This is a genomic window from Pseudomonas sp. B3G-3 (assembly GCF_028640915.1).
GTDB lineage: Bacteria > Pseudomonadota > Gammaproteobacteria > Pseudomonadales > Pseudomonadaceae > Aquipseudomonas > Aquipseudomonas chlororaphis_I.
In genome coordinates this window covers 10,975-37,935 of the sequence record NZ_JAQZAB010000132.1, presented here as the reverse complement: position 1 = coordinate 37,935, position 26,961 = coordinate 10,975, and the positions used below count along the sequence as shown (strand labels likewise).

Here is a 26,961-nt window from a genome sequence, read left to right as displayed (position 1 = left end):
CCCGCTTCAGTTCCCACCAGCTTGATCGCCCCGGCATACATCCCGCCCAGGGCCGAAGAGTCGATCGCCAGTTCCGGCTTGGCGCTGCCGTCGTCGGCGCGGGCGGTGGCGTTCAGTGTCTGGGCGTTGACGTCGTTGCGCCCGGTGACGATGCTCAGGTTTTTCGCCTGGATCTCGGCGTTGATCTTGGCGCTGCGGGTGATGATTTCGAAGCGGTCGACGTTGTTGGCGTTGAGCGTCGCGCCCTCGATGGTCACCTGCCCCTGATCGACCTGATAACGGCTGAGCTGGCCGTTTTCGATCACCGGCTTGCCAGTGGTCAGGGTGGCTTTCGGGGTGTTGATGAAGCCGCAGCCATTGCAGCTGATGCCATAGGGGTTGGCGACGATCACATGGGCCGACTGCCCCGCCACTTCGGTGTAACCGCGCAGTTGGCTGGGGCTGCCACCGTTGACTTCGTTGAGGATGGTTTGCGCGGCGACGCCCTTGAGGTTCGGGTTGCCGACGATGATCCCGCCCAGCTGGGTGCTTTGCGTGCGGTCGGTGGCGTTGTTGAGGATCAGCCCCTGCTGGCCGACGTTGTAGTCGTGGAACTGGTTGTGCGACAGGCCGCTGCCATTGGGCGTGGCGATATTGACGATGGGCACGCCGTTGCCCGCTTGCCCCAGGCTGGTGCCCGGCGCGCTGACCACGATGCCTTCCGCCTGGGCCCACAGCGGTTGCCAGAACATGGCGTTGGCCAGGATGAACGCCAGGCCGCGCTTGGGCATGCCCCAGAAGTGCTCGCGGGTTTTCAGGGCAGCAGAAGGCTGGCGGGCCAGGAAAGCGAATTGGCGAACATCCATGTCGAAGGTCTCGAAAAAACGCGAATCAGAGGAGGAAATCCAGGCGGAAGTAGATCGGCGCTTCGCGCTCGCTCAGGACATCCGGGCGTTCAAGGGAATGGGCGAAGGTCACGCTGGTCGCCAGGTGCTGGCCGCGGGCGAACAGCTCCAGGGAGTTGCTCGACAGACGCCCGTGCTGCTCACCGTTGTAACGGTCGCCACGGATCACGCCCTGGTCGTAGCCCAGGCTGCTGCCGTACTCGGCGAACACCGGGCGCAGCCAGCCGAGGGTCACCGGACGGCTCCAGCGCAGGTCGTTGCGCCAGTAACCGCCGCTGTCGCCGGACAGCGACTGATCCTTGTACCCGCGAATCGACGACTGCCCGCCCAGGCTGGTGCGCTGCGGGCTGAACAGCACGTCTTCGCTGCGCTGGCCGGTCATCAGGCTGCTGAAGCTGAACGACTCGCCCCACAGCTTGAACGGCTGCAGGTAACTGAGGGTGGCGGTGTATTTGCGGTAGCGCGCATTCGGCTCGCCCGGCCCTGGGTGGCCATTGTCCTGGGCGTCGAAGGCACCGATGCCGTGCTGCATGCCCAGGTCGAGGTTGACGAAGGCACCGCCGATGCGCCGGCCGTGGTTGATGCCGAACTGGGCTTCGCTGAGGCGATTGCTGCTCAGGGCCAGCTTGCTGTCTTCGATGAAGTTGTTGGTGCGCAGGTAGGCCAGGCCGGCATTCAGCGAGGTCTTGCTCACCGCGTCACGCAGGATCACCCGCTCGGCGCGCAGCTGGTGGTTCTGGCTGTCGCCGGTCTGCTTGAAGCTGAAACCATTGGCCTGGGCCTGGGAGCGGTACTCGCTCTGGCTGTAGGTGTAACTGAAGTTCCACCAGCCCCAGGGCAGGTTGTAAGAGAGCATGGCGTTGTTGGAGGTGTGCTGGTGGTCGCTCATGGCATCGTGGCCACCGCGCAACATCAGCTGGTCGGCCAGCCCCAGCGGGCTGTCCCAGTCGAAGGTGGTGCCCCACTGCTGCTCGCCGGTGCTGCGCTGGCCGTCGTTGCTGCGCGACAGCCCGGCCCGCCAGGGCTTTTGCGCAGTGTTCTTGACCAGCACTTGGCTGCCACCGACCTCCTTGCCGGGGGCCAGCTCCATTTGTGCCTGGTTCGACGGCAGGCGGTTGAGCTGGTCCACCAGTTGTTCGATTTCCCGCAGGTTGACCAGCGCGCCGACCTGGCCGGGAAAGGCCATGGCCAGCTCCCGCTCGGACAGCTGGCTGTCGGCGGCGCCCTTCAAGCCTTCGAGCCGGCCCTCGACCACCAGCACCTTCAAGTGGCCGCCGGACAGGTCCTGCTGCGGCAGGTAGGCGCGGCTGGTCACCAGGCCCTTCTCCAGGTAGTAGTCGGTGATGACTTTGAGCAGCTCGTTGAGCTGGCTGACGCCCAGGCACTGACCGATATAGGGCTTGAGCAGGCGCGCCTGCTCGGCGGCGGACAGGCTGTCGGCGCCCTTGAGTTCGATGTCCTGGATCGGGAAACAGCGGGTGTCGGCAGGCGCGGTCGGCGCTGTGGGAGCGGCCTCTTTTCCGGGCAGGTCCTTGAGTTCCTCCAGGCGCCGGCGCTGCTCTTCGAGCAGGCGGTCCTGGCGTTCGCGGATCAGGTCGGTGTCACCGGGGGTGGGAGCAGCATGAACGAGGTGTAGCGGAGTCAAGCACAGCAAAGCCAGGCACAACCTCCCCGCGAGGGCGGGTGAGTACATGTTCGATCCCTCGAGACGCATTAGTATCAAAATGATATCAATATGTTAATTGGCCATCATTTTGGCGTCAATCATTCATCCTGCCGGCTGGTGCAGGAGAGAGGCTCTGCAACGAGGGTTCCAGCGAAGAACTCAAGTCGTCGAGGGGCCAGAGCCAGTGAAGGCGCGGCCAAGAAGAAGGCCGACAGCTGATCGCCGGCCAATAAAAAGCCCGGACGGGGTCCGGGCTTTTTGTATGGCGCTACGGCTTATTCGGCAGCCGGTGCTGGCTTGCGGCGCTTGAGCGGCGCCATGCCGTCCTGGCTGACCAGGGCATCGCTTTTCGGCCGGTTGGCGGTCTTGCGTTTGGTCGGGGCCTTGGCCACGGTTTTTTTCTTGTCGCCCTTGGCGTCGGTCTTTTTCTTCTTCACACCCGCGGCCTTGCCGGAGGCCTTGACCTTCTTCGGCCCGCTGTAGGTGCCTTTGACTTCCTTGATGGTGCGGCGCTCGAAGTGCTGCTTGAGGTAGCGCTCGATGCTCGACATCAGGTTCCAGTCGCCATGGCAGATCAGCGAGATGGCCAGGCCGTCATTGCCGGCACGCCCGGTACGGCCGATGCGATGCACGTATTCGTCGCCGCTGCGCGGCATGTCGAAGTTGATCACCAGGTCCAGGCCGTCGACATCCAGGCCGCGGGCGGCGACGTCGGTGGCGACGAGGATTTTCACCCCGCCCTGCTTCAGGCGGTCGATGGCCAGCTTGCGGTCCTTCTGGTCTTTCTCACCGTGCAGGACGAACGCCTTGTACTCCTGGGCCACCAGGCGGCCGTAGATACGGTCGGCCATGGCGCGGGTGTTGGTGAAGACGATGGCCTTCTGGTAGGTCTCGTTGGCCAGCAGCCAGTTGACGATCTGCTCTTTGTGCTGGTTGTGGTCGGCGGTGATGATCTGCTGGCGGGTGGTGTCGTTCAGCTGGCTGACCGCGTTGAGCTGCAGGTGCTCAGGGTTGTTCAGGACCTTGGCGACCATCTCGCGCAGGCCCGAGCCACCGGTGGTGGCGGAGAACAGCATGGTCTGCTGACGGTTCGGGCACTCGTCCACCAGGCGCTGCACGTCGTCGGCAAAGCCCATGTCGAGCATGCGGTCGGCTTCGTCGAGGACCAGCACTTCCACTTCTTTCAAATCGAGGTTGCCGGCGTTCAGTTGCTCGATCAGGCGACCCGGGGTGCCGATCAGGATGTCCGGCACCTTGCGCAGCATCGCGGCCTGGACCTTGAAGTCTTCGCCGCCGGTGATCAGGCCGGCCTTGATGAAGGTGAACTGCGAGAAGCGTTCGACTTCCTTCAGGGTCTGCTGCGCCAGCTCACGGGTCGGCAGCAGGATCAGGGTCTTGATGCTGACGCGGATCTTCGCCGGGCCGATCAGGCGATTGAGGATCGGCAGGACGAACGCGGCGGTCTTGCCGCTGCCGGTCTGCGCCGTCACCCGCAGGTCACGCCCTTGGAGCGCGAGCGGAATGGCCGCTGCCTGCACAGGCGTTGGCTCGACAAATTTAAGCTCGGCCACGGCTTTGAGCAGGCGTTCGTGCAGGGCGAATTGGGAAAACACGGGTGCTACCTCGAAGATATGCAAAAAAACAGCTGCATAGGGTAACGGTTTCGGGCGCGAAGGCCGAGTTTCTTTCACGCAAACCACGGTAAACAATTGGTTTTTGTCAGCGATTCGTCCTTAACGGTAACTTTCGACGGCTTAAATGTTCTAATCGATCCGTCTCGTCTCATAGAGGAAGCTTCTGACCCCATGGATTTCAAACAGCTCTGGCTCAACGTTCAAGACCTCTGGGGGGCGCTCGATGAGCACCCGCTCCTGCATTCCAGCCTGGCCCTGGTCATCCTGCTGGTGGTGGCGCTGCTCGTCGGACGAGTGGCGCGCTACCTCATCCTGCACGCGGTCAAGCTGCTCGGCCGCCAACCGTCCCTGCACTGGCTCAACGACCTGCGCCAGAACAAGGTGTTCCATCGCCTGGCACAGATGACCCCGTCGCTGGTGGTCCAGTTCGGCCTGCACCTGGTGCCGGAGCTGAGCAAGACCAGCCTGGTGTTCCTCGGCAACCTGGCCCTGGCCTTCACCATCCTGTTCCAGGTACTGGCCATCAGCGCCCTGCTCAACGCCCTGCTGGACATCTACGCCCGCACCGAACATGCGCGCACCCGTTCGATCAAGGGTTACGTGCAACTGGCGAAGATGGTGCTGTTCGTGTTCGGCGCGATCATCATCGTCGCCACCCTGATCGACCGCTCGCCGCTGCTGCTGTTGTCCGGCCTGGGCGCCATGTCGGCGGTGATCCTGTTGGTCTACAAGGACACCCTGCTGTCGTTCGTCGCCAGCGTGCAACTGACCAGCAACGACATGCTGCGGGTCGGCGACTGGATCGAAATGCCCCAGGTCGGCGCCGACGGCGATGTAGTGGATATCACCCTGCACACGGTCAAGGTGCAGAACTTCGACAAGACCATCGTCTCGATCCCCACCTGGCGCCTGATGTCCGAGTCGTTCAAGAACTGGCGCGGCATGCAGCAGTCCGGCGGCCGGCGGATCAAGCGCAGCCTGTACATCGACGCCAGCGGCGTGCGCTTCATCAACGATGAGGAAGAGGTGCGCCTGGGCAAGGTCCACCTGCTCACCGACTACATCAGTCGCAAGCAGGCCGAGCTCAAGAGCTGGAACGAAGCCCAGGGCAATGTCGCCGCCATGTCGGCCAACCGCCGCCGCATGACCAACCTGGGGACCTTCCGCGCCTATGCCCTGGCGTACCTCAAGAGTCATCCGGACATCCAGCCGAACATGACCTGCATGGTCCGCCAGATGCAGACCACCGCCCAGGGCATTCCGCTGGAAATCTACTGCTTCACCCGCACCACGGCGTGGACCGACTACGAGCGCATCCAGGGCGATATCTTCGATTACCTGCTGGCGGTGATGCCGGAGTTCGGCCTGAGCCTGTATCAGCAGCCGAGCGGCAACGACCTGCGCGCCGGCCTGCTGCCGGCGGTGCTGGGCGCCAGCCATATCCCCGAGGTGGAAAAGCGCGCGTTGTAACCCCCGCCTGATCGCCCTGTCCCCGGGGCGATCAACCCCTCTATCTGCTCAATCTGTAGGAGCGAAGCTTGCTCGCGATCCGCGCAGCGGCCTGACCTCGCGGTGCCTGTCAGATCACTATCGTGGGCAATCGAGCGTCGACCGGCCGCTCCTACAGGGCAGTGGCAGTAGTCGCGGCTTTTACGCCGCGACGGCTGATCCACACCGCCGCCAGGATCACCAGCGCGCCGAGGAACAGGCGCCCCAGTTCCTCATGCTGATTCCAGATCAACAGATTGATCAGCAGCCCCACCGGCACATGCAGGTTGTTCATCACCGCCAGGGTCGCGCCAGTGACCAGGCAGGCGCCCTTGTTCCACCAGTACAGCCCCAGCGCGGTGGACACCAGCCCGAGAAACAGCAGCACGGCCCATTGCAACGGGGCTTCGGGCAGGAAGTCCGGCTTGCCGAACAGCAGGAAGGCCGGCAATACCACCGCCAGCGCCCCCAGGTAGAAGTAGCCGAAACGCCGGTAATGCGGCAGGTCGCTCGGATGGCGCGCCACCAGGTGCTTGTACAACACCTGCCCGGCGGCGTAGGTGAAGTTGGCCAGTTGCAGCAGCAAGAAGCCCATGAAGAAGTCCGGACTGATGCGGTCGAAGCGGATCACCGCCGCCCCGGCCACCGCTACCAGCGCCGCCAGCAGGCCCCAGGGGTTGAAGCGCCGGTTCAGCGCGTCCTCGATCAGGGTCACATGCAGCGGCGTGAGGATGGTGAACAGCAGCACCTCCGGCACCGTCAGCACGCGAAAACTCAGGTACAGGCAGACGTAGGTCACGCCGAACTGCAAGGCGCCGATCAGCAGCATGCTGCGCATGAACGCCGGCTCTACCTGGCGCCAGCGGGTCAGCGGGATGAACACCAGCCCGGCCAGCAACACCCGGACCAGCACCGCGAAATAACTGTCGACATGCCCGGCCAGGTATTCGCCGATCAGGCTGAAGGAAAACGCCTGGATCAGCGTGACAAAAAGTAGATAGCCCATTGCTCGCCTCGTCTTGAAGGGAGGCGACGATAGCGGTTTTGTCCCACCCGACGCAAAGCGGTGTATCAGAAATACCACGGTGCCTGATTTGGCGACGGCTGCGCCGTCGAGCGCAGCCTCGCTGACGCTCGACAGCGGCTACGGGGCAACGGTTGCAGCCGATGGCCCAGTCACTCGCCTCCCCGCTTTTGTAGCCGCTGCCGAGCCCGAGCGAGGCTGCGATCGGCTGCGTAGCAGCCGCGAACCCGGCAACCGCGGTGTATCAGAAATACCGCGGTGCCTGATTTGGCGACGGCTGCGCCGTCGATCGCAGCCTCGCTGATGCTCGACAGCGGCTACGGGGCAACGATTGCAGCCGATGGCCCGGTCACTCGCCTCCCCGCTTTTGTAGCCGCTGCCGAGCCCTGGCGAGGCTGCGATCGGCTGCATAGCAGCCGCGAACCCGGCAACCGCGGTATATCAGAAATATCGCGGGGCCTGGTTTGGCGACGGCTGCGCCGTCGATCGCAGCCTCGCCAAGGCTCGGCAGCGGCTACAACGGACGTGACAAATCGCGGGCAAAAAAAAGCCCGATCTCGCAAAGCGTTCAATCGGGCAGGAGCACTCAGGAGCAACAAGTGCAAAGGGAGGTTCGATGCGCACACAAACTTGAAGGGGAGCGCAGGGCCTACTAGACCACTGCGCGATTATCTGGCGATTAACGGATTAAGCGACCTGGGCCAGTTTGGCGTTGGCCTGGTTCAGGCCCTTCTCCTGGAAGTCGCCGCCCAGGTTCATGCCTTCGGCGTGAATGAACTCGACGTCGTGGATGCCGATGAAGCCCATCACCTGGCGCAGGTAGGGTTCCTGGTGATCCGCGGTGCTGCCGGCGTAGATGCCGCCACGGGCGGTCAGCACATAGGCGCGCTTGCCGTTGAGCAGGCCCTGGGGACCGGTTGCGGTGTACTTGAAGGTCACGCCGGCACGCAGCACGTGGTCCAGCCAGGCTTTGAGGGTGCTCGGGATGGCGAAGTTGTACATCGGCGCGGCCATCACCAGCACGTCGGCGGCCAGCAGTTCGTCGGTCAGTTCGTTGGAACGCTGCAGCGAGGCCTCTTCGCTCTCGTTGCGCTGCTCGGCGGGTTTCATCCAGCCGCCCAGCAGGTTGCTGTCCAGGTGCGGCACCGGGGTTACCGCCAGGTCACGCACGGTGATCTGGTCGCCCGGGTGGGCCGCCTGCCATTGCTTGATGAAGGTCTGGGTCAGCTGGCGGGAAACGGAATCCTGCTGACGGGCACTGCTTTCGATGATCAGAACGCGGGACATGGGATGTAGCCTCCATCGGGAATGCTGTAGGTCGATGGAGCGCAGATTAAACAGAGTCATATCGATGAAAAAGCGCAAATAACTGCTATAACCAATCAATAAATTCGTTTATAAGCGGAGCAGGTCGCGCACCCTGCTCCGCTTTGCGCTTACTTGGCGGTACAGGTCAGGTCGATGCGCAGCTTGATGATGCTGCGGTTGAACTTGGCCGTGGCGTTCTTGAACTTGCCGGCCGCCACTTCCACCTTGCGCGTGCGCGGGGCTTCGGGGCCGTTGCGGAAGACCACCGTGCAGGCGGCGTCGGTGGTGCCGTAGTTGTTCACCTGGATCGAACCGATGTCAGCATCGGTGTCGTAGGCGGTGTAGTCGATGCTCACGCCTTCGAGGTGTTTCTTCACGTCGATGGGATAGGCGAACGCACTGAGCGGCAGCAGGGCCAGCAACACACAACAGAATTTTCTCATTCGGCAGTCTCCAATAAGGAGCGCCAGCTTAGGACAAGAGGAGCTCCTCATGAAAGCGCCCCGCGTTACCCTCGATCAATGGCGAACACTGCAGGCCGTGGTCGATCACGGCGGCTTCGCCCAGGCCGCCGAGGCGCTGCACCGTTCGCAATCGTCTGTCAGCTACACCGTGGCGCGCATGCAGGACCAACTGGGCGTGCCGCTGCTGCGTATCGACGGGCGCAAGGCCGTGCTCACCGAGGCCGGCGGTGTGTTGCTGCGCCGCTCGCGGCAACTGGTGAAACAGGCCAGCCAGCTGGAAGACCTGGCCCACCACATGGAACAGGGCTGGGAAGCCGAAGTGCGCCTGGTGGTGGACGCCGCCTACCCCAGCGCGCGCCTGGTCCGCGCCCTGACCGCCTTCATGCCGCAAAGCCGCGGCTGCCGGGTGCGCCTGCGCGAGGAAGTGCTGTCCGGGGTCGAAGAGGTGCTGCTCGAAGGCGTGGCCGACCTGGCCATCAGCGGCTTCAATATCTCCGGCTACCTGGGCACCGAGATGAGCTCGGTGGAATTCGTCGCCGTGGCCCACCCGGAACACGCCCTGCACCGCCTGAACCGCGAGCTGAATTTCCAGGACCTGGAAAGCCAACTGCAGGTGGTGATCCGCGACTCCGGCCGCCAGCAGCCGCGGGACGTCGGCTGGCTCGGCGCCGAACAACGCTGGACCGTCGGCAGCCTGGCCACCGCCGCCACCTTCGTCGGCAGCGGCCTGGGCTTTGCCTGGCTGCCGCGCCACATGATCGAACGCGAACTCCGGGAGGGCCTGCTCAAGGTGCTACCGTTGGACCAGGGCGGCAGCCGGCACCCGACCTTCTACCTGTATTCGAACAAGGACAAGCCCCTGGGCCCGGCCACGCAGATCCTCGTCGAGCTGCTGCGCACCTTCGACACCGCGCCGCTGGACGCGCCGTTCGCCGCCCCGGAACAAGCCTGAACCGACACTTGAACCCTCCACGCGCCTGAACAGGAATTCAGCCATGGCCTATTTCGAACACGAAGGATGCACCCTGCACTACGAGGAATACGGCCATGGCGAACCGCTGGTGCTGGTTCACGGGCTCGGCTCCAGCACCCGGGACTGGGAAAAGCAGATCGCCGAGCTGTCCGCCCATTACCGCCTGATCCTCCCCGACGTGCGTGGCCATGGCCGTTCCGACAAGCCCCGCGGGCCTTACAGCATCGCCGGTTTCAGCGCCGACCTGGTCGCCCTGCTGGAGCACCTGAACCTGTCGCGGGTGCATCTGGCGGGGCTGTCCATGGGCGGCATGATCGCCTTCCAGCTCGCGGTGGATCAGCCCGGGCTGCTGAAAAGCCTGTGCATCGTCAACAGCGCGCCCGAGGTGAAGATCCGCAGCGCCAACGACGCCTGGCAGTGGTTCAAGCGCTGGAGCCTGATGCGCCTGCTCAGCCTCGAAGCTATCGGCACCGCCCTGGCCGGCAAACTGTTCCCCAAGCCGGAGCAGGCCGAGCTGCGGCAAAAGATGGCCGAGCGCTGGGCAAAAAACGACAAACGTGCTTATCTCGCAAGCTTCGATGCCATCGTTGGCTGGGGGGTCCAGGAACGACTTTCGCAAGTCGCCTGTCCAACCCTGGTCATCAGCGCCGACCGTGACTACACCCCGGTCGCACTGAAAGAAAGCTATGTGAAACTGCTGCCCGACGGGCGCCTGGTGGTGATCGCCGATTCGCGTCACGCCACGCCGCTGGACCAGCCGCAACGCTTCAACCAAACCCTGCTCGAGTTTTTAACCGCAGTCGACACCACCACCCAGGATCACTGACCCATGCTGAAAAAAATCGCCCTCGTCGCCGGCTCCGTTCTGTTCGCTGCCAACCTGATGGCCGCCCAGCCGGCCAAGGCGCCTCACGTATTGCTGGACACCAGCTTCGGCAAGATCGAAGTCGAACTGGACCCGGTCAAGGCCCCGATCTCCAGCAAGAACTTCCTCGACTACGTCGACAGCGGCTTTTACACCAACACCATCTTTCACCGGGTGATCCCGGGCTTCATGGTCCAGGGCGGCGGCTTCACCCCGCAGATGGTGCAGAAGGAAACCCGCGACCCGATCAAGAACGAAGCCAGCAACGGCCTGCATAACGTACGTGGCACCCTGTCCATGGCCCGCACCTCGAACCCGAACTCGGCCACCAGCCAGTTCTTCATCAACGTCGCCGACAACGCCTTCCTCGATCCGGGCCGCGATGCCGGTTACGCGGTGTTCGCCAAGGTGGTGAGCGGCATGGACGTGGTCGACCAGATCGTCAACTCGCAGACCACCACCAAACAAGGCATGCAGAACGTGCCGATCGACCCCGTGCTGATCAAGTCGGCCAAGCGCATCGACTAAGGCCCTGTACGGAAAGTGGCTACATCCGCCGACTTTTCGTACAGAGCCCAAGGCTTCGCCGGGAGTCCCGGCGCAGCGCCGACACGGCGCTGCGCCTGCTTACTGATAAGGAGAGCCCGCCACGCGGGCGTCAGATCCCATGCTCTATCGTCGTTTTGAACAGCTGATCGATATTTTCCGCGACGCTCCCACTGCCGCTCCCCCCAACCGCGTACTGCCCTTCTACCTCTATTACATCAAGCAAGTCTGGCCGAGCTTCGTCGCCCTGCTGGTGGTCGGCCTGTTCGTCGCGCTGATCGAAGTGTCGCTGTTCAGCTACCTGAGCACGATCATCGACCTGGCCCAGGGCACGCCCAATGTCGAGATCTTCAAGACCCACGGCCTCGAGCTGGCCTGGATGGCGGTGGTCGCGCTGATCTTCCGACCGCTGTTCGTCGCCCTGCACGACCTGCTGGTGCACCAGACCATCAGCCCGGGCATGACCAGCCTGATTCGCTGGCAGAACCACAGCTATGTGCTCAAGCAGAGCCTGAACTTCTTCCAGAACGACTTCGCCGGGCGCATCGCCCAGCGCATCATGCAGACCGGCAACTCGCTGCGCGACTCGGCGGTGCAGGCGGTGGACGCGCTGTGGCACGTGCTGATCTATGCGGTCAGCTCCCTGGTGCTATTCGCCGAGGCCGACTGGCACCTGATGATCCCGCTGCTGATCTGGATCGCCAGCTACATCGGCGCGCTCTGGTACTTCGTGCCGCGGGTCAAGGAACGTTCGGTGATTTCCTCGGACGCCAACTCCAAGCTGGTCGGCAGGATCGTCGACGGCTACACCAACATCACCACCCTCAAGCTGTTCGCCCACACCCACTTCGAGCAGAACTACGCGCGCGAAGCCATCGGCGAGCAGACCGAGAAAAGCCAGCTGGCCGGGCGGGTCATCACCAGCATGGACGTGGTGATCACCGCCATGAACGGCCTGCTGATCGTCTCCACCACGGGCCTGGCCCTGTGGCTGTGGACCCAGTCGCTGATCTCGGTCGGCGCCATCGCCCTGGCCACCGGCCTGGTGATCCGCATCGTCAACATGTCCGGCTGGATCATGTGGGTGGTCAACGGCATCTTCGAGAACATCGGCATGGTCCAGGACGGCCTGCAGACCATCGCCCAGCCCATCAGCGTCAGCGACCGCGAACAGGCGCCGCGCCTGGCGGTGGCCAGCGGCGAAGTGCGTTTCGAGCATGTGGATTTCCACTACGGGAAAAAGACCGGGGTCATCAGCGACCTCAACCTGATCATCAAGCCGGGGGAGAAGATCGGCCTGATCGGCCCGTCCGGCGCCGGCAAGTCGACCCTGGTCAACCTGTTGCTGCGGCTCTATGACCTGGAGAGCGGGCGCATCCTGATCGACAACCAGAACATCGCCGAGGTGACCCAGGAAAGCCTGCGCGAACGGATCGGCATGATCACCCAGGACACCTCGCTGCTGCACCGTTCGATCCGCGACAACCTGTTGTACGGCAAGCCCGACGCCACCGACGAGGAGCTCTGGGAAGCGGTGCGCAAGGCCCGCGCCGATGAGTTCATCCCATTGCTCTCCGACGCCCAGGGCCGTACTGGCTTCGATGCCCATGTCGGCGAGCGCGGGGTGAAACTCTCCGGCGGCCAGCGCCAGCGCATCGCCATTGCCCGGGTGCTGCTCAAGGATGCGCCGATCCTGATCATGGACGAGGCCACCTCGGCCCTGGACTCGGAAGTCGAGGCGGCGATCCAGGAAAGCCTGGAAACCCTGATGCAGGGCAAGACCGTGATCGCCATCGCCCACCGGCTCTCGACTATCGCCCGCATGGACCGCCTGGTGGTCCTGGAAAAAGGCCGCATCGCCGAGACCGGCAGCCATGCCGAGTTGCTGGCCCACGGTGGCCTGTATGCGCGCCTGTGGCAGCACCAGACCGGAGGCTTTGTCGGTATCGACTGACCGTAGCCCTGTAGCCGCTGCCGAGCCTGCGAGGCTGCGATCGGCTTGGGCGGCATTCCGACGAAGCAGTCGCAAACCGGCGAATGCGCTCCTTCAGGCAGATCACGGTTGCAAGATTTACGACCGCTGCGCGGCCGATCGCAGCCTTCGGCAGCGGCTACAAGGGGGCGGACTACCCGCCCATCGCAGGCTGCGCCAGCGGCTACAGAAAAACGCCAGGGCCCTTTACATCGGGCCCTGGCGTTTTTTTTCGCACTGGATTTGTAAAAAAAGCCTGCTGTACTGAGCCTAGGTTCTGGACCAGGGCCTGCGGCCAGCCTGCACGGCCGCATCACGGCTTTATCGCATCGATAGTCGACCTAAAAGGATAACTTCATGTCTCTGTTCAAACGTTCAGTCACTGAGTTGTTAGGTACCTTCTGGCTGGTATTGGGTGGTTGTGGCAGCGCCGTACTGGCGGCCGCGTTCCCGGAGGTCGGCATCGGCCTGCTCGGCGTGGCGCTGGCCTTCGGTCTTACCGTCCTGACCATGGCCTTCGCCATCGGCCATATCTCCGGCTGTCATCTCAACCCCGCGGTGTCCGTCGGCCTGGTGGTGGGCGGGCGTTTTCCACTCAAGGAACTGCCCGCCTATGTCATCGCGCAAGTGCTCGGCGGGGTGATCGCCGCGGCGCTGCTGTACTTCATCGCCAGCGGCAAACCGGGCTTCGAGCTGGCCAGCGGGCTGGCTTCCAACGGTTATGGCGAACATTCGCCGGGAGGCTATTCACTGGCCGCGGGTTTTGTCAGCGAGCTGGTGATGACCGGGATGTTCGTGGTGATCATCCTCGGCGCCACCGATAAACGTGCGCCGGTGGGCTTCGCGCCAATCGCCATCGGCCTGGCGCTGACGCTGATCCACCTGATCTCGATCCCGGTGACCAACACCTCGGTCAACCCGGCGCGCAGCACCGGGCCGGCCTTGATCGTCGGAGGCTGGGCGATCCAGCAACTGTGGCTGTTCTGGCTGGCGCCGATTCTCGGCGCGGTGGTCGGCGGTGGCATCTATCGCTGGCTGGGCAAGGAAGACAGCTGAAAACCACCTCGAGGGTCACGCCTGCCGATACGGCAGCGCGGCCCTCGCCTCTTCGGCGTAAGCCAGCACGCCCGCCCGCTCCTGCCGGAGAAAATCCTCCACCGCCGCTTTCAGGCCCGGGTGGCGCAGGTAGTGCCAGGACCGGGTAATCACCGGCTCGAACCCCCGAATCAACTTGTGCTCGCCCTGGGCCCCGGCGTCGAAACGCTGCATGCCCTGGGCGATCGCATAGTCCATGCCCTGGTAGAAACAGGTTTCGAAATGCAGGCGATCGAACTCCGCCAGGCAGCCCCAGTAACGCCCGTAGAAACTGTCGCCACCGATCAGGCTGAAGGCCATGGCCACCGGCCTGGCGTTCTGCTTGGCCAGCACCACCCGGATGGCCTCGGGCATGCGTTCGGCCAGCAGGCTGAAAAAGGCCCGGGTCAGGTAGGGTGACTGGCGCCGCACCGCATAGGTGTTGGCGTAACAGGCGTAGACAAAATCCCACTGTGCTTCGCTGAGCTGCCGGCCTTCGAGCCACTCGAACTCGATGCCTTGCCCCGCCACCTGTTCTCGCTCCTTGCGCATCTGTTTGCGCTTGCGCGAGCTGAGGCTATCGAGAAAGTCCTGGAAGTCCCGATAGCCACGGTTCTGCCAATGGAACTGGCAACCCAGGCGCTGCAGCCAGCCGTCTTGCCCGGCCAGGGCGGCATCGGTAAAGGCATCGGTGAAGTTGATGTGGGCGCTGGACAGCCCTTCGATCTCCAGGTAACCGGGCAGGCTTTGCAGCAGTTCGAGGCCGTCTTCCAGGCTCGCCGCCAGCAGCCGCGCGCCGCTGACCGGGCTGAAAGGCACGGCGCTCAGCAGCTTGGGGTAATACTCGATGCCGGCCCGGGCGCAGGCGTCGGCCCAGCCATGGTCGAACACGTACTCGCCGTAGGAATGCCACTTGCGGTAGCTGGGCAACGCCGCGATCAGGCGCCCGTCTTGCACATGCAGCAGGTGCTCGGCCTGCCAGCCGGAACGCGGGCCGAGGCTGCCGCTGTCTTCCAGCGTGCTGAGAAAGGCGTGGCGCAGAAACGGCTGGCCGTCACTGAGCAGGCCGTCCCATTGCTGCGGATCGACGGCGGCCAGGCTGGTCAAGGATTGCAACGGCATTGGGTTCCCCACAAGTGATGCCACGAACGCGCCGAGTATCGCCGATCACTGCCCCAGGTGCAGCAACAGGAAATCGATGAACGCCCGCGACTTGTGCGGCAGGTGCGAACTGTTGGGAAACACCACGTTCACCGACTGCGAAGGCAAGGCGTAGTCGGGCAGCAGGCGCACCAGCCGGCCGCTCGCCAGGTCGTCCTCGACCACCCAGCCGGGCAGTACCGACACCCCCAGGGACGACAGGGTCATGGCGCGAATGGCGGTGGAAGAATTGGACTCGAAATGATTGGGCCCGCTGACCTCGACCTGGCCCAGTTGCGGGTGGTTCAGGGTCCAGTTGGTCGGCCCTTGCAGGTTGCTGTTGGCGATCCACGGCACGCTGTTCAGGTCCAGGGGCTCGACCACCGGATGGCGCGCCAGAAAGTCCGGGCTGGCCACCAGGACGATGTCGTAGTCGGCCAGCTTGCGGCTCTTGAAAGCCGAGTCGGCGAGGTTGCCCAGGCGGATCACCAGGTCGAGTTTTTCCGCCACCAGATCATTCAACGAAGAGTTGAAGTTATAACAAAGACGGATCTCCGGATAACGTTCGGTGAACTTGGAAATGATCGGCAGTATATAGCGCTCGCCATACTCGCTAGTTGAACTGAAACGCAACTTACCGGAAATACGATTATGCCCGTGCAGGACATTTTCGAAGGCATTGTCGATATCCGCGACAATGCCCTTGAACTCGTTATAAAAGTCCTGGCCTATTTCCGTCAGGGATATATTGCGGGTATTGCGGATCAACAGGGTCGCCGACAAAACTTCCTCGAGCGCCTTGACATGCAGGCTGGCCATGGCTTTGCTGATGCACAGGTAATTGGCCGCCTTGGTATAGGAACCGAAATCGACAACCGCCAGGAATGTCTGGACGCGATTTAGATGCGTGTGCATGTTATAGCTCACTGTTTTTGTAAATCATTGTTAAATCCCATCAAACAATGTTTCAAGTATAGGCGTATCGACACCCTCGGTCTATCGCTCCTATGATCCCACCGCAAAAGGGAGATCATATGACTTATCGCTACAAAGTGGCTCTTATATTCCTCATCGGATTCTTTATCGACTGTATAAACATATTCATGTCGGCCGTGGCTTTACCGAGTATTGCCCATGACATGCAAGTCTCGACTTCATCCGTGGCCTGGGTGGCCAATGCCTATATTCTCGGCCTGACCCTGATCATTCCGGTAAGCACCTGGCTGGCCGGACGATTCGGCAGCCGCGAAACCCTCACCGCCTCGATGCTGGTGTTCAGCACCGCCGTATGGATGTGCGGGATGGCCGGCAGCTTCCATGAGCTGGTGATCTGGCGCTTCGTCCAGGGCATCGGCGGCGGCTTGCTGATCCCGGTGGGCCAGGCCCTGACCTTCAACCTGTTCCAGGGCCCGCAGCGGGCCAAGATCTCCACCCTGGTGATGGCCGTCGCCCTGATCGCCCCGGCCATCTCGCCGACCATCGGCGGCGTGATCGTCGACAGCAGCTCCTGGCGCTGGGTGTTCCACAGCAACATTCCGTTCTCGCTGATCGCCGCCGCCCTGTCCTGGTTGTGGATCAAGGAAGCCCGGCCCGCCAGCCTGGCGCGCCCGGACATCAAGGGCCTGCTGCTGGTCAGCGCGGCCCTGGGCAGCCTGCTGATGGGCATGTCGCTGTACGGCGGCGACTACCCGCCGCTGGCCGCCCTGAGCTGCCTGATGCTGGGGGTCACCTGCGTGGTGCTGTATGTCCTGCACTACCGCCGCTGCGACAACGCCATCGTCGAGTTGAGCCTGCTCAAGAGCAAGAAGCTCAGCACCTCGATCTTCATCTACTACGCGATTCCCGGGGTGTTCACCGGGGTCAACCTGCTGAGCATCTTCTTCCTGCAGAACAGCCTGCACTTCAGCGCCAAGCTGACCGGCATGTTCATGATCCTCTACGCCAGCGGCGCCTTCATCGCCATGCTGGTCTGCGGCCGGGTCTACAACCGCTTCGGCGCCCGGCGCCTGTTCACCCTCGGCATGCTCCTGCACAGCGCCGGCATCGCCACCCTGTACCTGGTCGACAGCGCCGCCGACCTGCCGATCATCGTCATCGCCTACTGCCTGATGGGCATCGGCGGCGGCATCGGCGCCAACACCGCGCAAACCACTTCGCTGATGGACTTCGAAGGTGCCGATACCCACAAGGGCAGCGTGATCTGGAACATCAACCGGCAGATGTCCTTCAGCATCGGCGCCGCGCTGTTCCTGATGATCTACAACCTGCTGCTCGCCAGCCTGGCGTCTACCCCGGCCTATCACCTGACCTTCGTCATCGCGGCGGTGATGGGTCTGTTACCCCTGTTGCAGATGAGCAACCTGACCACGCAAAAGGAATGTCATGCACAACACAATCGTTGAACAGGCCAAACACAGCATCCATGCGGTCCACGAGCTGATCCACGCGGTCTTCACCGACCAGGACGGCAACGGCGCCGCCGCCATCGACCGCCTGCTGCCGGCCTTCGCCGAACACTTCAGCATGGTCACCACCGCGGGCGCCATCGTCAGCCGCGAGCAGGTCGAACAGATGTTCCGCGGCGCCGTCGGTGCCCGCCCCGGCCTGGAGATCCTCGTCAGCGACATGCACACCGTCTGGCACGAAGGCCACAGCGCGGCGATCCGCTACAAGGAAACCCATCGCCTGGAGCAGAAGGAAACCTCACGCCTCTCGGTGGTGGTGATCCGGATCCATGAGCACTCGGCCCAGTGGCTGTACCTGCATGAAACACCGTTAAGCTGACAGCGAGTCACCCCATGAATTACCAGATCACCCAGTGCCTGATGCTCTCGCCAAGCATCAAGGAAATCACTCTCGCGCCTCTTGTGCCGGCCCCCTGCGAGGCCACCGCCGGGGCCCACTTCAAATGGTGGATTCCCCAACTCGAGCAATGGCGTCACTACTCCCGGGTCGAACTGGCCGAACATGAGCTGCCCCAGGGCAGCCTGGTGTTCGCCATTCGCCTGAACCCCGACTCGCCCAGCAGCGCTTATATCCACCAACTGAGCGTTGGCGACCAGGTACGGCTCGACGGCCCGTTCAATGCCTTCGACTACCAACTGGACGACAGCGACGGCGCCGACATCGCCCTCGCCGGCGGCATCGGCATCACGCCGTTGACCGGCATCCTCGGGCATCTGCGAGCCCGGCAGCGCCCGGCGCGGCTGCACTATTTCGCCAAGAGCGCGGACGACGCTGCCTACGCCGCGCAGATGCGCGAGCTGTTGCAGGACAGCCTGAGCCTGCACTGCTCCGACTCGGCCGAGGGGCGCCCGTCGGTGGCCGCGGTGCTGGGCCAGTTGCAGCCCCGGGATCGCCTGTATGTGTGCGGCCCGCAAGCCATGCTCAACGATGTATTCAGCCATGCCCAGAGCCTGGGCTTTCCTCGCGAACGCATCCACTTCGAAATCTTCAACACCACCCTGGCGGAAGACGAACCCGGCTTCGCCGTGCATGCCGCGGATTCCGGCATCGACCTGCGGGTGCAGCCCGGCCAGTCCCTGCTCGACGCCCTCGAAGAGGCCGGCCTGGAGCCGCTCTACGACTGCCGTCGCGGCGAATGCGGGGTGTGCGAGCTGGACGTGCTGGAAGGTGAAGTCGATCACCGCGATTTCATCATGAGCCCGCAGCAGGCCGCCTGCAGCAACAAGATCTACCCCTGCGTATCCCGGGCCAAAGGCCCAAGCCTGAAACTGGTCATCTAAAGAGAGAACCTCGTTGGACAACTACTTCAACGGCAAGGAAGTGCATCGCACGCTGTTCCTTGATCCGTCGCTCTTCGAGCGAGAACAACAACAGGTGTTCGCCGCCAGCTGGTGCTACCTGGGCCATGAAAGCCTGGTCCCGGAAACCGGCGACTTCTTCACCGGCGACATCGCCGGCCAACCGCTGGCCATGGTCCGGCAGAAAAACGGCGAGATCGTCGTGCTGCACAACCGCTGCCCGCACAAGGGCGTGAAAGTGCTGGCCGAGCCGCAAGGCAATGTCGGGCGCTTTATCCGCTGCCCCTATCACGCCTGGACCTTCAAGACCGACGGCCAGCTGCTGAGCATCCCGGTGAAAAAGGAATACGACGACTGCGACCTCAGCAGCTGCGCCGCCCACAAGGGCATGCAGCCGGTGGCCGCGGTGGAGAACTACCGGGGCTTCGTGTTCGTGCGCCTCAAGGAACAGGGCGTCGGCTTTAGCGAGTTCTTCGGCGACTCGCTGTCGACCCTGGACAACATGGTCATGCGCTCGCCCCAGGGGCAATTGCGCGCCATCGGCCAGCCCTTGCTGCACCGCCACCGCTGCAACTGGAAGATGGTGGTCGACAACCAGACCGACACCTGCCACCCGATGGTCGCCCACGAATCCTCGGCCGGCGAAGCCATTCGCCTGTGGAAGGAAACCGGGCACGACGGCCAGCCGCCGATGGCCGTGGAACTGTTCTCGCCGTTCATGGCGTCCTACGAGTTCTTCAGCGCCATGGGCATCCGCACCTGGCCCAACGGCCATGGCCATACCGGCGTCAGCAACTCGATCCACAAGGCCTATTCCAGCATCCCCGGTTACTGGGAGCTGATGGTCGAGAGCTACGGCGAAACCCAGGCCGCGGCGATCCTCGACGATACCCGGCACAACACCGTGTATTTCCCCAACCTGATGGTCAAGGGGCCAATCCAGACCCTGCGGGTGATCCGCCCGGTCTCGGCCAGCGAGACCGTGGTCGAGTCATGGATCTTCGAGCTGGTGGGCGCGCCGGTGCAGCTGCTGGAAAGAACCGTGCAGTACAACAACCTGATCAACTCGCCGTGCTCGATGGTCGCCCACGACGACGTGGAAATGTACGAACGGGCCATGGACGGGCTGCGCAGCCAGGCCAACGACTGGGTGAACGTCGCCCGCCTGTTCGAACCGGGCGAATCCCATGAGCAGACCCAGGTGGTGTCCGGCACCAGCGAACGGGCCATGCGCAACTTCTACAACACCTGGCAGCAGCTGATGCAGGCCCCAGACGGATCGACCGCCCATGGATAACTCGCCCCTCGAACAGCTGATCTACCAAGAGATCGCGCTTCTCGACCAACAGGATTTCGACGCCTGGCAACAGCTGCTGTGCGACGACTTCCACTACTGGATTCCGCTGCGCCACGATCAACCCTGCCCGTTGCGCGAATCCTCCCTGCTGTATGAGGACCGTTTCCTCACCACCCTGCGCATCAACCGCCTGGCCAGCGCCCGCAATTTCTCGCAGCAGCCCAAGAGCCGCAGCCTGCACATTGCCCAGCGGCCGGCGATCAGCCTCGACCCGGACGGCCTCAGCGCCCGTTGCCTGACCCCCATGCTGTATTGCGAGGCCCGTGGCGACAGCGAATGGCATTACCCGGTGACCGTGGAGCACCAACTGCTGTGCCTCGCCGGCCAGTGGAAAATCCAGCGCAAGAAAGTCCTCCTGCTCAATCCGTCCCGCGCGTTTGAAAGCCTGCAGCTCATCATCTGATTTCCGAGACCCTTACCTGTGAACTCCTCCCACTCCGGTTTCGAAGAAACCCAAGGCACCCGCTCGTTCCCCAACATCGACCTGTTGTACGACTATGGGCAGTTCCTGCACCGTGCCACCCAGGCCATCGGTCACCTGCCGCCGGCGATCGCCGACAAGCACATCGGCATCGTCGGCGCCGGCCTCAGCGGCCTGATCGCGGCCTATGAACTGCTGCGCGCCGGCGCCACCCGCATCACCCTGTTCGAAGCCTCGAAAGACCACCTCGGCGGGCGTTTCCTGACCCAGTGCTTCGACGAAACCCAACCGCAGTTCATCGCCGAGATGGGCGCCATGCGTTTCCCGCCGAGCGAAGTCGGCCTGTTCCATTATCTGGACCGCTTCGGCATCGGCACCACCGAGGCCTTCCCCGACCCTGGCGTGGTCGACACTGAAATCCACTACCGCGGCGAAACCCACCACTGGCCGGCCGGGGAAAATCCACCGCCGATCTTCAACACCGTGCACCGCGGCTGGAACGCCTTTCTCAAGGAGGGCGTGCGCCTGGACGACGGCACCTTCCTGGCGCCGCCGCTGCTGCTCACCGATCTGCTGGAAAAGCAGCAATACGCCGAAGTGCAGCCGGAGTGGCAACGCTACCTGGACTGCTTTGGCGATCACTCTTTCTACTCGGCCATGGTGCAGATCTTCACCTCGAAAAACCCACCGGGCGGCAAGCGCTGGCGCAAGCCGGAAGACTTCCACCTGTTCGGTTCCCTGGGCATCGGCTCGGGTGGTTTCCAGTCGGTGTACCGGGCCTCGTTCACCGAGATCCTGCGCCTGGTGATCAACGCCTTCGAAGTCAACCAGCGGCTGGTGCCCAACGGCATTTCCACGCTCTGGGAGCGGATCGCCGACGAGGAATTCCATGGCATCGCCCTGCGCGACCGGATCTGCCGCACCCGCATCGAATCCATCAGCAAAGGCGCCGACGGGCAGATCCTGCTGCAAGGCTGCAACGGTGAAACCTATGGCTGCGACCGGGTGATCACCACCGCCACCACCCGCGCCCTGCAAGTCAACATGCGCCTGACCCAGGCCGAGCAGTTCGTCAATCGCGATGTCGCCCGGGCGATCAACGAAACCCACATGGTCGGCTCGTCCAAGCTGTTCATCCTGACCCGCGACAAGTTCTGGCTCAAACATGGCCTGGCGCAGAACATCCAGACCGACACCCTGGTCAAGGGCGTCTACTGCCTGGACTACGCCCCGCAGGACCCGGACTCCTGGGGCGTGGTGCTGATCAGTTACACCTGGGAAGACGACTCGCACAAAATGGTCTCGATGACCGACAAGGTCCAGCGCTGCAAGCGCCTGGTGGACGAACTGGCGATGAGCGCGCCGGAGTTCGCTAGCCACCTGGTACCGCTGAACGGCGACTACCAGCGTTATGTACTGGAGTACGACTGGCTCACCGACAAGCAGGCCCTGGGCGCGTTCAAGCTGAACTTCCCGGGCGACGACCTGTACTCCCAGCGCCTGTTCTACCAGTTCAAGACCGCCCTCGACCCGCAGCAGGACACCGGCCTGTACCTGGCCGGCTGCGGCAGCTCGTTTACCGGCGGCTGGGCCGAAGGCGCGGTGCAGACCGCCCTGAACGGCGCCTGCGCGGTGATCGCCAGCCTCGGTGGCGAACTGCTGGAAGGCAACCCGCTGTTCGATCTGCAATCGCACTTCCGCTATTGCTGAGCCCAGGCCCCCACCGACTTTCGTTGAGACTTTTTCATGTACAGCCAGCTTTCGATCGAAGCGCTCGTTGACGGGTTTCGCCAGGGCAAGCTCTGCCTGGACTCCTGGCACCGCACGCTGCTCGAGCAATACGCCGACGCCGGGCACCTGAACAGCTTCATCAGCTTCGCCCCGCAGGCGTTCAGCGGCGACACCGGCACGCCAGAGCAGCGCCAGTTGCCGCTCTACGGCATCCCGGTTTCGTTCAAGGACAACATCAATGCCAGCGGCCTGCCGACCACCGCCGGCACGCCCGGCCTGGCCGACTACCAGCCGGCCGCGGACGCCGGCATCGTCCAGCGCTTCAAGGCGCTGGGCGCGCGGGTCGCCGGCAAGAACAACATGCACGAGCTGTCGTTCGGCGTGACCTCGGCCAACCTGAGCTATGGCGCGGTGGTCAATCCGCGCCACCTGCAACACAGCGCCGGCGGCAGCAGCGGCGGTTGCGCCGCGGCCGTGGCCGCCGGCCTGGTGCCCTGCGCGGTGGGCACCGACACCGGCGGCTCGGTGCGAATTCCCGCGGCCTTCTGCGGCGTGGTGGGTTTCCGCCCGAGCACCGGGGGCTACCCTGGCGACGGCATTGTCCCGGTGTCCCAGACCAAGGACTCGCCGGGCCTGCTGACCCGCAGCCTGGAAGACGCGCTGTTCGTGCACCGGCAGCTGACCGGTGCTTCCTGCGCCGCGCCGATCGAGCCCAAGCGCCTGCGCATCGGCATTCCCCAGCAGTTCTTCTGGTCCGAGCTGGAGACCAAGGTCCACAGCGACTGCCGCGCGGCGATCGATTGCCTGGCCGATCAGGGCGTGGAGATGGTGCCGGTGGACGACCGCCTGATCGGCGAGATCAACGAAAGCATCCAGTTCCCGCTGCCGATCTTCGAGTTCTTCATCGACTTCCCGCGCTTCCTGCTGAAGGCCGGCTGCGGCGAGCGATTCCTCGAGATCCTGGCGCAGATCCGCGACCCACAGATCAAGAAGACCCTTATGGCGCAGTTGGAGAGCCCGGCCATTTCCTATGAGGACTACGTGCAGGCCTTGATGAGCAAGATCCGCCTGGATCGCGAATACGCCGGGCTGTTCCAGCAGCACCGGCTCGACCTGATCGCCTACCCGACCGTCAGCTGCACCGCGCCGCTGCTGGGCGACAGCGGCGCTCAGGAGCATTTCGAGCGTTTCGTACGCAACACCGATCCGGCCAGCAACCTGGCGGCGCCGAGTGTCAGCGTGCCGGTGGCCGCCGCGGGCAGCCTGCCGGTAGGCCTGTCGTTCGACGCCTTGCCCGGACAGGACCACCAGTTGCTGCAAATGGCGCAGCAACTGAGCCGCCTGCTGGCCCTGCGCTGAATCGCCGCCCGGGTGCGCGGGAGCCGGCCTGCCGGTTTCCCGCTACCCGAGGCGCACCCTCGCTACCTCCAATAACAATTTCATTGCAGGCCTTGCCATGCGCGGTACGTCCATCGCTTCATCCCCTTCAACCTCCCATCGCACGGTCGCCGAACGCCGGCCCTCGGTCATCGGCGGCGCCATGATCATCGGCGGCACCATTGTCGGAGCCGGCATGTTCTCGCTGCCGGTGATGATGTCGGGGCTGTGGTTCCAAGGCTCCCTCGCGGTGCTGGTGCTGTCGTGGTTCTGCACCCTGCACTCGGGGCTGATGATCCTCGAAGCCAACCTCAACTACCGGCCGGGGGCGAGTTTCTCGACCATCACCCGCGACCTGATCGGCCGGCGCTGGAGCCTGTTCAACGGCGCCACCCTGGTGTTCGTCCTGTACATCCTGACCTATGCCTATATCTCGGCCAGCGGCTCGGTGATCCGCCACACCGCCCACACCCTGGGCCTGGAGATTTCCTCGCGCAACGGCGGCCTGCTGTTCGCCCTGGCGGTGGCCCTGGTGGTCTGGCTCAGCACCGCGGCGGTCAGCCGCATCACCACCCTGGTGTTCGGCGCCAAGATCCTTGCCTTCTTCCTGACCTTCGGCGGCCTGCTCGGCCATGTGCAGCCACAGGTTTTGCTCGATCGCGGCAACCCGCAACCGGACTACCTGCCCTATCTGTTCATGACCCTGCCGTTCTGCCTGACCTCCTTCGGCTTTCACGGCAACGTGCCGAGCCTGATGAAGCACTACGGCAAGGACCCGCAGCGCATCCGCAACTGCCTGCTGATCGGCACCCTGATCGCCCTGGTCCTGTACACGGTGTGGATGCTCTGCACCATGGGCACCCTGCCCCGCGATCAGTTCAAGGACATCGCCCGCCAGGGCGGCACCATCGATGTGCTGATCAGCGCCCTGGGCGGCATGCTCAACAGCGCCCGGGTCGACCTGCTGCTGACCCTGTTCTCCAACTTTGCCGTGGCCTGTTCGTTCCTCGGCGTCACCCTCGGCTTGTTCGACTACATTGCCGATTCCCTGGGCTTCGACGACAGCCCCCGGGGCCGCCTGAAAAGCGCGCTGGTCACCTTCGCCCCGCCGATCGGCTGCGCGCTGATCTGGCCGGAAGGCTTCATCCTCGCCATCGGCTTCGCCGGCCTGGCGGCGACCGTCTGGGCGGTGATCACCCCGGCCCTGCTCGCCCATGCCTCGCGCAAACGCTTCGCCAGCCCGCTGTACCGGGTCTGGGGTGGCACGCCGATGATCGTCCTGGTGCTGCTGTTCGGCCTGGCCAATGCCCTGGCCCACCTGCTGTTCAGCTTCGACCTGCTGCCGGTCTGGCGTTAGCCGGGAGCCGGGCAAAAAAAACCCCGCCGGAGCGGGGCTGAAACGAAAGGAGCTTTAACGGATGAGAAAGAGCTCTTTACAGCAAGTGCATCGACATCAGAACACGTACTGCGCGCGAACGATGAAGCCGTCGCCGTCGTCGTCGCCGGTACGCTTGGCCGGTGTACCACCGCTGGCGGCCGTGGCGTTGGTGACCTTGTCGGTCTTGGCCTTGACGTAGGTGGCAGAGATTTTCACTGCTTCGTTGGCGTACCAGTTCACACCCAGGTTGTGCACCTTGACTTCGGCATCGCCGACGTCGCGGGTCAGGCTGGCGGTGGTGATGTTGTCGTCTTCGACGGTCATGCTGTCGTAACGATAGAACAGTTCCCAGGCGCCGAAGGCCTTGTTGGCCGGCTTGATGGCGTCGAACTTGCCAACCTTGTAGCCGCGGGATTCGCCGGTCAGGGTGTAGGCGCCCTGCACGTAGAAGCCATGGCCCTTGATGTCTTCGTAGGCGTTGGAATCAGCCTTGGTCTTGCGGGTGATGTATTCACCCTGGATCGAGGCCGGGCCCATGGCGAACGCGGCTTCCAGACCAAAAGCGGTGTCACGGTCGTAGGAGCCGGCTGGCGAACTGGAGCTGCCGCCCAGCACCGGACGGTTGCCGTTGGTGCCGGCATCGTTACCACCCAGGGTCTCGACGCCACGCATGCCCATGCGGGTGCGATAACGGGAGTCGAAAGCGGTGTCGGAGACATCGCGCGAAGCCACGTTCACACCGAAGTGCAGGACGTTGCCGGCATCGTGCATCGGGGCGAAGACGAAGCGACCGTTGACCTGCTTGACGCTGTCGCCGTCGGTGTCGTCGGTGTCCTTGCTGAACACGCCGGCCGAGGCATAGAAGGAATCGGCGAAGGTGCTGGAAGCTTGCAGGCCCATGCCGTTCTGGTGGGTGTTGGCCCAGTCGACCATGTCGTAGGCGATGTTACGTTCCGGCGCGGTGACCCACTTGGAGCTGGTGGCTTTTTCCAGGCCGAAGTCCGGGTCGAAGCGACCAACCTTGATCGACACCGGCTTGAAGCCGTTGTAAGCCAGCGAGGCTTCGTCGAAGTAGCCGTTATCGGAGTCGCCGGTGTTGTGGGAGAAGTCGTAGTTGATGGTGTAGGCCCAGTCGGTGTACAGCACGCCGGACAGTTCGAGGAACGCGCGACGGAAGTAAGCGGCGTCGGCGGTGTCACCATTCTTGGTGTAGACACCGTCGAAGCGGCTGTAGTCGGCTTGCAGGCGACCACCGAGCTTGAAGCTGAACTCTTTGTCTGTGGTGGCAACCTCAAGGCCGCCCTTGGTCTTGACTACGATATCGGCGCCATCGGTGGTGACGGTGCCAGCGAAAGCCTGGGCGGTAACTGCCAGGGCCAGGGCGCTGGCGGCAAAACCGGCGAAGTGCTTACGGATCATCGAAGATTTCCCCTAATTGGTGGTCTGTAGCGCTGGAAAAAACACGCGAGTCAGGCCCGCTTGTGTTGGGAGGGAATCTTGGCGGCGGGTTATTTCAGGGGAGTTGCTGATAGATAAAGATTTGATGACAGCGGAACTTTTTTACTTCCAAACGAAATAAGGCAAAAAGCCTGTACTAGAGCCTTGGGCGGGGATTTTGGAAAAAACGGGATCCAATGTAGCCGCTACCACAGGCTGCGATCGACCCGGGCCGCGTTCGGAGAACGGCCGCGGCAACTTCAAGATCGCTGAAGGCCTTCGGCCTTATCGCAGCCTGCGGCAGCGGCTACAGGAATTGGTATGCCTTGCAGGCGTTGGTGTAGCCGCTGGCGAAGCCTGCGGTCGACCCGGGTCGCGTTCGGAGAACGGCCGCGGCGACTTCAAGATCGCTGAAGGCCTTCGGCCTTATCGCAGCCTGCGGCAGCGGCTACAGGAAT

Annotated in this window: 23 protein-coding genes; 14 read left to right on the top strand and 9 right to left on the bottom strand. The window is 63.5% G+C overall.

Annotated elements, in window-relative coordinates; translation table 11 throughout:
• The 3 genes from PVZ80_RS30100 to PVZ80_RS30090 form a co-directional block, all read right to left on the bottom strand.
• Positions 1-845, bottom strand: an 845-nt coding sequence (locus PVZ80_RS30100) for a filamentous hemagglutinin N-terminal domain-containing protein (protein ID WP_273863954.1), incomplete at its 3' end; no start/stop codon positions are given.
• Between the two features lie 25 nt (positions 846-870).
• Positions 871-2,577 carry a ShlB/FhaC/HecB family hemolysin secretion/activation protein gene (locus tag PVZ80_RS30095; RefSeq protein WP_273864935.1) on the bottom strand — a complete coding sequence of 569 codons (1,707 nt, stop codon included), beginning with the start codon at positions 2,575-2,577 and terminating at the stop codon, positions 871-873.
• 248 nt (positions 2,578-2,825) lie between these two features.
• Positions 2,826-4,163 carry a DEAD/DEAH box helicase gene (locus PVZ80_RS30090; protein WP_009047613.1) on the bottom strand — a complete coding sequence of 446 codons (1,338 nt, stop codon included), beginning with the start codon at positions 4,161-4,163 and terminating at the stop codon, positions 2,826-2,828.
• A 192-nt stretch (positions 4,164-4,355) separates the two neighbouring features.
• On the opposite strand from PVZ80_RS30090, the gene PVZ80_RS30085 reads away from it, so the two are divergent.
• Positions 4,356-5,654 (top strand): mechanosensitive ion channel family protein, encoded by a 1,299-nt coding sequence (locus PVZ80_RS30085; RefSeq protein WP_009047612.1) that lies wholly within the window; start codon positions 4,356-4,358, stop codon positions 5,652-5,654.
• Between the two features lie 151 nt (positions 5,655-5,805).
• On the opposite strand, the gene PVZ80_RS30080 is transcribed toward PVZ80_RS30085, so the two are convergent.
• The 3 genes from PVZ80_RS30080 to PVZ80_RS30070 form a co-directional block, all read right to left on the bottom strand.
• Positions 5,806-6,678 (bottom strand): carboxylate/amino acid/amine transporter, encoded by an 873-nt coding sequence (locus tag PVZ80_RS30080; protein ID WP_016704170.1) that lies wholly within the window; start codon positions 6,676-6,678, stop codon positions 5,806-5,808.
• Positions 6,679-7,383: 705 nt separating this feature from the next.
• On the bottom strand, positions 7,384-7,983 hold the full coding sequence (locus tag PVZ80_RS30075) for an FMN-dependent NADH-azoreductase (protein WP_016704169.1): 600 nt from the start codon (positions 7,981-7,983) through the stop codon (positions 7,384-7,386).
• A gap of 149 nt (positions 7,984-8,132) precedes the next feature.
• Complete coding sequence (locus PVZ80_RS30070; protein WP_007920629.1) at positions 8,133-8,447, bottom strand: hypothetical protein; 315 nt, start codon at positions 8,445-8,447, stop codon at positions 8,133-8,135.
• 49 nt (positions 8,448-8,496) lie between these two features.
• Between PVZ80_RS30070 and PVZ80_RS30065 the strand changes: the two genes are divergently transcribed.
• The 5 genes from PVZ80_RS30065 to aqpZ all read left to right on the top strand — a co-directional run bounded on the left by PVZ80_RS30065 (position 8,497) and on the right by aqpZ (position 13,880).
• Positions 8,497-9,420: a LysR family transcriptional regulator gene (locus PVZ80_RS30065; protein WP_007920628.1), complete on the top strand. Its 924-nt coding sequence runs from the start codon at positions 8,497-8,499 to the stop codon at positions 9,418-9,420.
• A gap of 43 nt (positions 9,421-9,463) precedes the next feature.
• Positions 9,464-10,267, top strand: a complete 804-nt coding sequence (locus PVZ80_RS30060) for an alpha/beta fold hydrolase (protein WP_124301231.1) — start codon at positions 9,464-9,466, stop codon at positions 10,265-10,267.
• A gap of 3 nt (positions 10,268-10,270) precedes the next feature.
• The gene (locus PVZ80_RS30055; protein ID WP_007920626.1) at positions 10,271-10,834 is read left to right on the top strand and encodes a peptidylprolyl isomerase A; all 564 of its coding nucleotides are present in this window, start codon (positions 10,271-10,273) and stop codon (positions 10,832-10,834) included.
• A 139-nt stretch (positions 10,835-10,973) separates the two neighbouring features.
• Positions 10,974-12,806 (top strand): ABC transporter ATP-binding protein, encoded by a 1,833-nt coding sequence (locus PVZ80_RS30050; RefSeq protein ID WP_016704167.1) that lies wholly within the window; start codon positions 10,974-10,976, stop codon positions 12,804-12,806.
• Between the two features lie 375 nt (positions 12,807-13,181).
• Positions 13,182-13,880 (top strand): aquaporin Z, encoded by a 699-nt coding sequence (aqpZ, locus tag PVZ80_RS30045; RefSeq protein ID WP_009047606.1) that lies wholly within the window; start codon positions 13,182-13,184, stop codon positions 13,878-13,880.
• A gap of 15 nt (positions 13,881-13,895) precedes the next feature.
• On the opposite strand, the gene PVZ80_RS30040 is transcribed toward aqpZ, so the two are convergent.
• Both PVZ80_RS30040 and PVZ80_RS30035 read right to left on the bottom strand, forming a co-directional pair.
• A complete protein-coding gene (locus tag PVZ80_RS30040; protein ID WP_009047605.1) occupies positions 13,896-15,020 on the bottom strand; it encodes a GNAT family N-acetyltransferase in 1,125 nt (374 codons plus the stop codon).
• 45 nt (positions 15,021-15,065) lie between these two features.
• Positions 15,066-15,953 (bottom strand): LysR family transcriptional regulator, encoded by an 888-nt coding sequence (locus PVZ80_RS30035; RefSeq protein ID WP_009047604.1) that lies wholly within the window; start codon positions 15,951-15,953, stop codon positions 15,066-15,068.
• Between the two features lie 119 nt (positions 15,954-16,072).
• Here PVZ80_RS30035 and PVZ80_RS30030 point away from each other — a divergent pair, with 119 nt between their 5' ends.
• From PVZ80_RS30030 to mtr, 8 genes are all read left to right on the top strand, one after another.
• Positions 16,073-17,440, top strand: a complete 1,368-nt coding sequence (locus PVZ80_RS30030; protein ID WP_009047603.1) for an MFS transporter — start codon at positions 16,073-16,075, stop codon at positions 17,438-17,440.
• Positions 17,421-17,822: a hypothetical protein gene (locus PVZ80_RS30025; protein WP_009047602.1), complete on the top strand. Its 402-nt coding sequence runs from the start codon at positions 17,421-17,423 to the stop codon at positions 17,820-17,822. The genes PVZ80_RS30030 and PVZ80_RS30025 overlap by 20 nt, the downstream gene beginning before the upstream one ends.
• A 14-nt stretch (positions 17,823-17,836) precedes the next feature.
• Positions 17,837-18,784, top strand: coding sequence for a PDR/VanB family oxidoreductase (locus PVZ80_RS30020; protein WP_053268458.1), 948 nt, complete (start codon positions 17,837-17,839; stop codon positions 18,782-18,784).
• A 13-nt stretch (positions 18,785-18,797) separates the two neighbouring features.
• Positions 18,798-20,099 (top strand): Rieske 2Fe-2S domain-containing protein, encoded by a 1,302-nt coding sequence (locus PVZ80_RS30015; RefSeq protein ID WP_028681881.1) that lies wholly within the window; start codon positions 18,798-18,800, stop codon positions 20,097-20,099.
• Positions 20,092-20,562, top strand: coding sequence for an aromatic-ring-hydroxylating dioxygenase subunit beta (locus PVZ80_RS30010; RefSeq protein WP_009047599.1), 471 nt, complete (start codon positions 20,092-20,094; stop codon positions 20,560-20,562). Before PVZ80_RS30015 ends, PVZ80_RS30010 begins: the two co-directional genes overlap by 8 nt.
• 18 nt (positions 20,563-20,580) lie before the next feature.
• Entirely contained in the window at positions 20,581-22,290 is a 1,710-nt protein-coding gene (locus tag PVZ80_RS30005) for an NAD(P)/FAD-dependent oxidoreductase (RefSeq protein ID WP_273864934.1), read from the top strand.
• 36 nt (positions 22,291-22,326) lie between these two features.
• On the top strand, positions 22,327-23,670 hold the full coding sequence (locus PVZ80_RS30000; RefSeq protein ID WP_273864933.1) for an amidase family protein: 1,344 nt from the start codon (positions 22,327-22,329) through the stop codon (positions 23,668-23,670).
• A 97-nt stretch (positions 23,671-23,767) separates the two neighbouring features.
• A complete protein-coding gene (mtr, locus tag PVZ80_RS29995; protein WP_029526995.1) occupies positions 23,768-25,045 on the top strand; it encodes a tryptophan permease in 1,278 nt (425 codons plus the stop codon).
• A gap of 96 nt (positions 25,046-25,141) precedes the next feature.
• Here mtr and PVZ80_RS29990 read toward each other — a convergent pair whose 3' ends face one another.
• Positions 25,142-26,485 carry an OprO/OprP family phosphate-selective porin gene (locus PVZ80_RS29990; RefSeq protein WP_009047595.1) on the bottom strand — a complete coding sequence of 448 codons (1,344 nt, stop codon included), beginning with the start codon at positions 26,483-26,485 and terminating at the stop codon, positions 25,142-25,144.
• Positions 26,486-26,961 lie beyond the last annotated feature (476 nt).

Coding starts and splice junctions, on each gene's coding strand:
- PVZ80_RS30060 (WP_124301231.1), top strand. CDS start 9,464: ATGGCCTATTTCGAACACGAAGGATGCACCCTGCACTACGAGGAATAC.
- PVZ80_RS30000 (WP_273864933.1), top strand. CDS start 22,327: ATGTACAGCCAGCTTTCGATCGAAGCGCTCGTTGACGGGTTTCGCCAG.
- PVZ80_RS30050 (WP_016704167.1), top strand. CDS start 10,974: ATGCTCTATCGTCGTTTTGAACAGCTGATCGATATTTTCCGCGACGCT.
- PVZ80_RS30040 (WP_009047605.1), bottom strand. CDS start 15,020: ATGCCGTTGCAATCCTTGACCAGCCTGGCCGCCGTCGATCCGCAGCAA.
- aqpZ (WP_009047606.1), top strand. CDS start 13,182: ATGTCTCTGTTCAAACGTTCAGTCACTGAGTTGTTAGGTACCTTCTGG.
- PVZ80_RS30010 (WP_009047599.1), top strand. CDS start 20,092: ATGGATAACTCGCCCCTCGAACAGCTGATCTACCAAGAGATCGCGCTT.
- PVZ80_RS30035 (WP_009047604.1), bottom strand. CDS start 15,953: ATGCACACGCATCTAAATCGCGTCCAGACATTCCTGGCGGTTGTCGAT.
- mtr (WP_029526995.1), top strand. CDS start 23,768: ATGCGCGGTACGTCCATCGCTTCATCCCCTTCAACCTCCCATCGCACG.
- PVZ80_RS30085 (WP_009047612.1), top strand. CDS start 4,356: ATGGATTTCAAACAGCTCTGGCTCAACGTTCAAGACCTCTGGGGGGCG.
- PVZ80_RS30070 (WP_007920629.1), bottom strand. CDS start 8,447: ATGAGAAAATTCTGTTGTGTGTTGCTGGCCCTGCTGCCGCTCAGTGCG.
- PVZ80_RS30065 (WP_007920628.1), top strand. CDS start 8,497: ATGAAAGCGCCCCGCGTTACCCTCGATCAATGGCGAACACTGCAGGCC.
- PVZ80_RS30030 (WP_009047603.1), top strand. CDS start 16,073: ATGACTTATCGCTACAAAGTGGCTCTTATATTCCTCATCGGATTCTTT.
- PVZ80_RS30075 (WP_016704169.1), bottom strand. CDS start 7,983: ATGTCCCGCGTTCTGATCATCGAAAGCAGTGCCCGTCAGCAGGATTCC.
- PVZ80_RS30020 (WP_053268458.1), top strand. CDS start 17,837: ATGAATTACCAGATCACCCAGTGCCTGATGCTCTCGCCAAGCATCAAG.
- PVZ80_RS30055 (WP_007920626.1), top strand. CDS start 10,271: ATGCTGAAAAAAATCGCCCTCGTCGCCGGCTCCGTTCTGTTCGCTGCC.
- PVZ80_RS30025 (WP_009047602.1), top strand. CDS start 17,421: ATGCACAACACAATCGTTGAACAGGCCAAACACAGCATCCATGCGGTC.
- PVZ80_RS30095 (WP_273864935.1), bottom strand. CDS start 2,577: ATGTACTCACCCGCCCTCGCGGGGAGGTTGTGCCTGGCTTTGCTGTGC.
- PVZ80_RS30080 (WP_016704170.1), bottom strand. CDS start 6,678: ATGGGCTATCTACTTTTTGTCACGCTGATCCAGGCGTTTTCCTTCAGC.
- PVZ80_RS29990 (WP_009047595.1), bottom strand. CDS start 26,485: ATGATCCGTAAGCACTTCGCCGGTTTTGCCGCCAGCGCCCTGGCCCTG.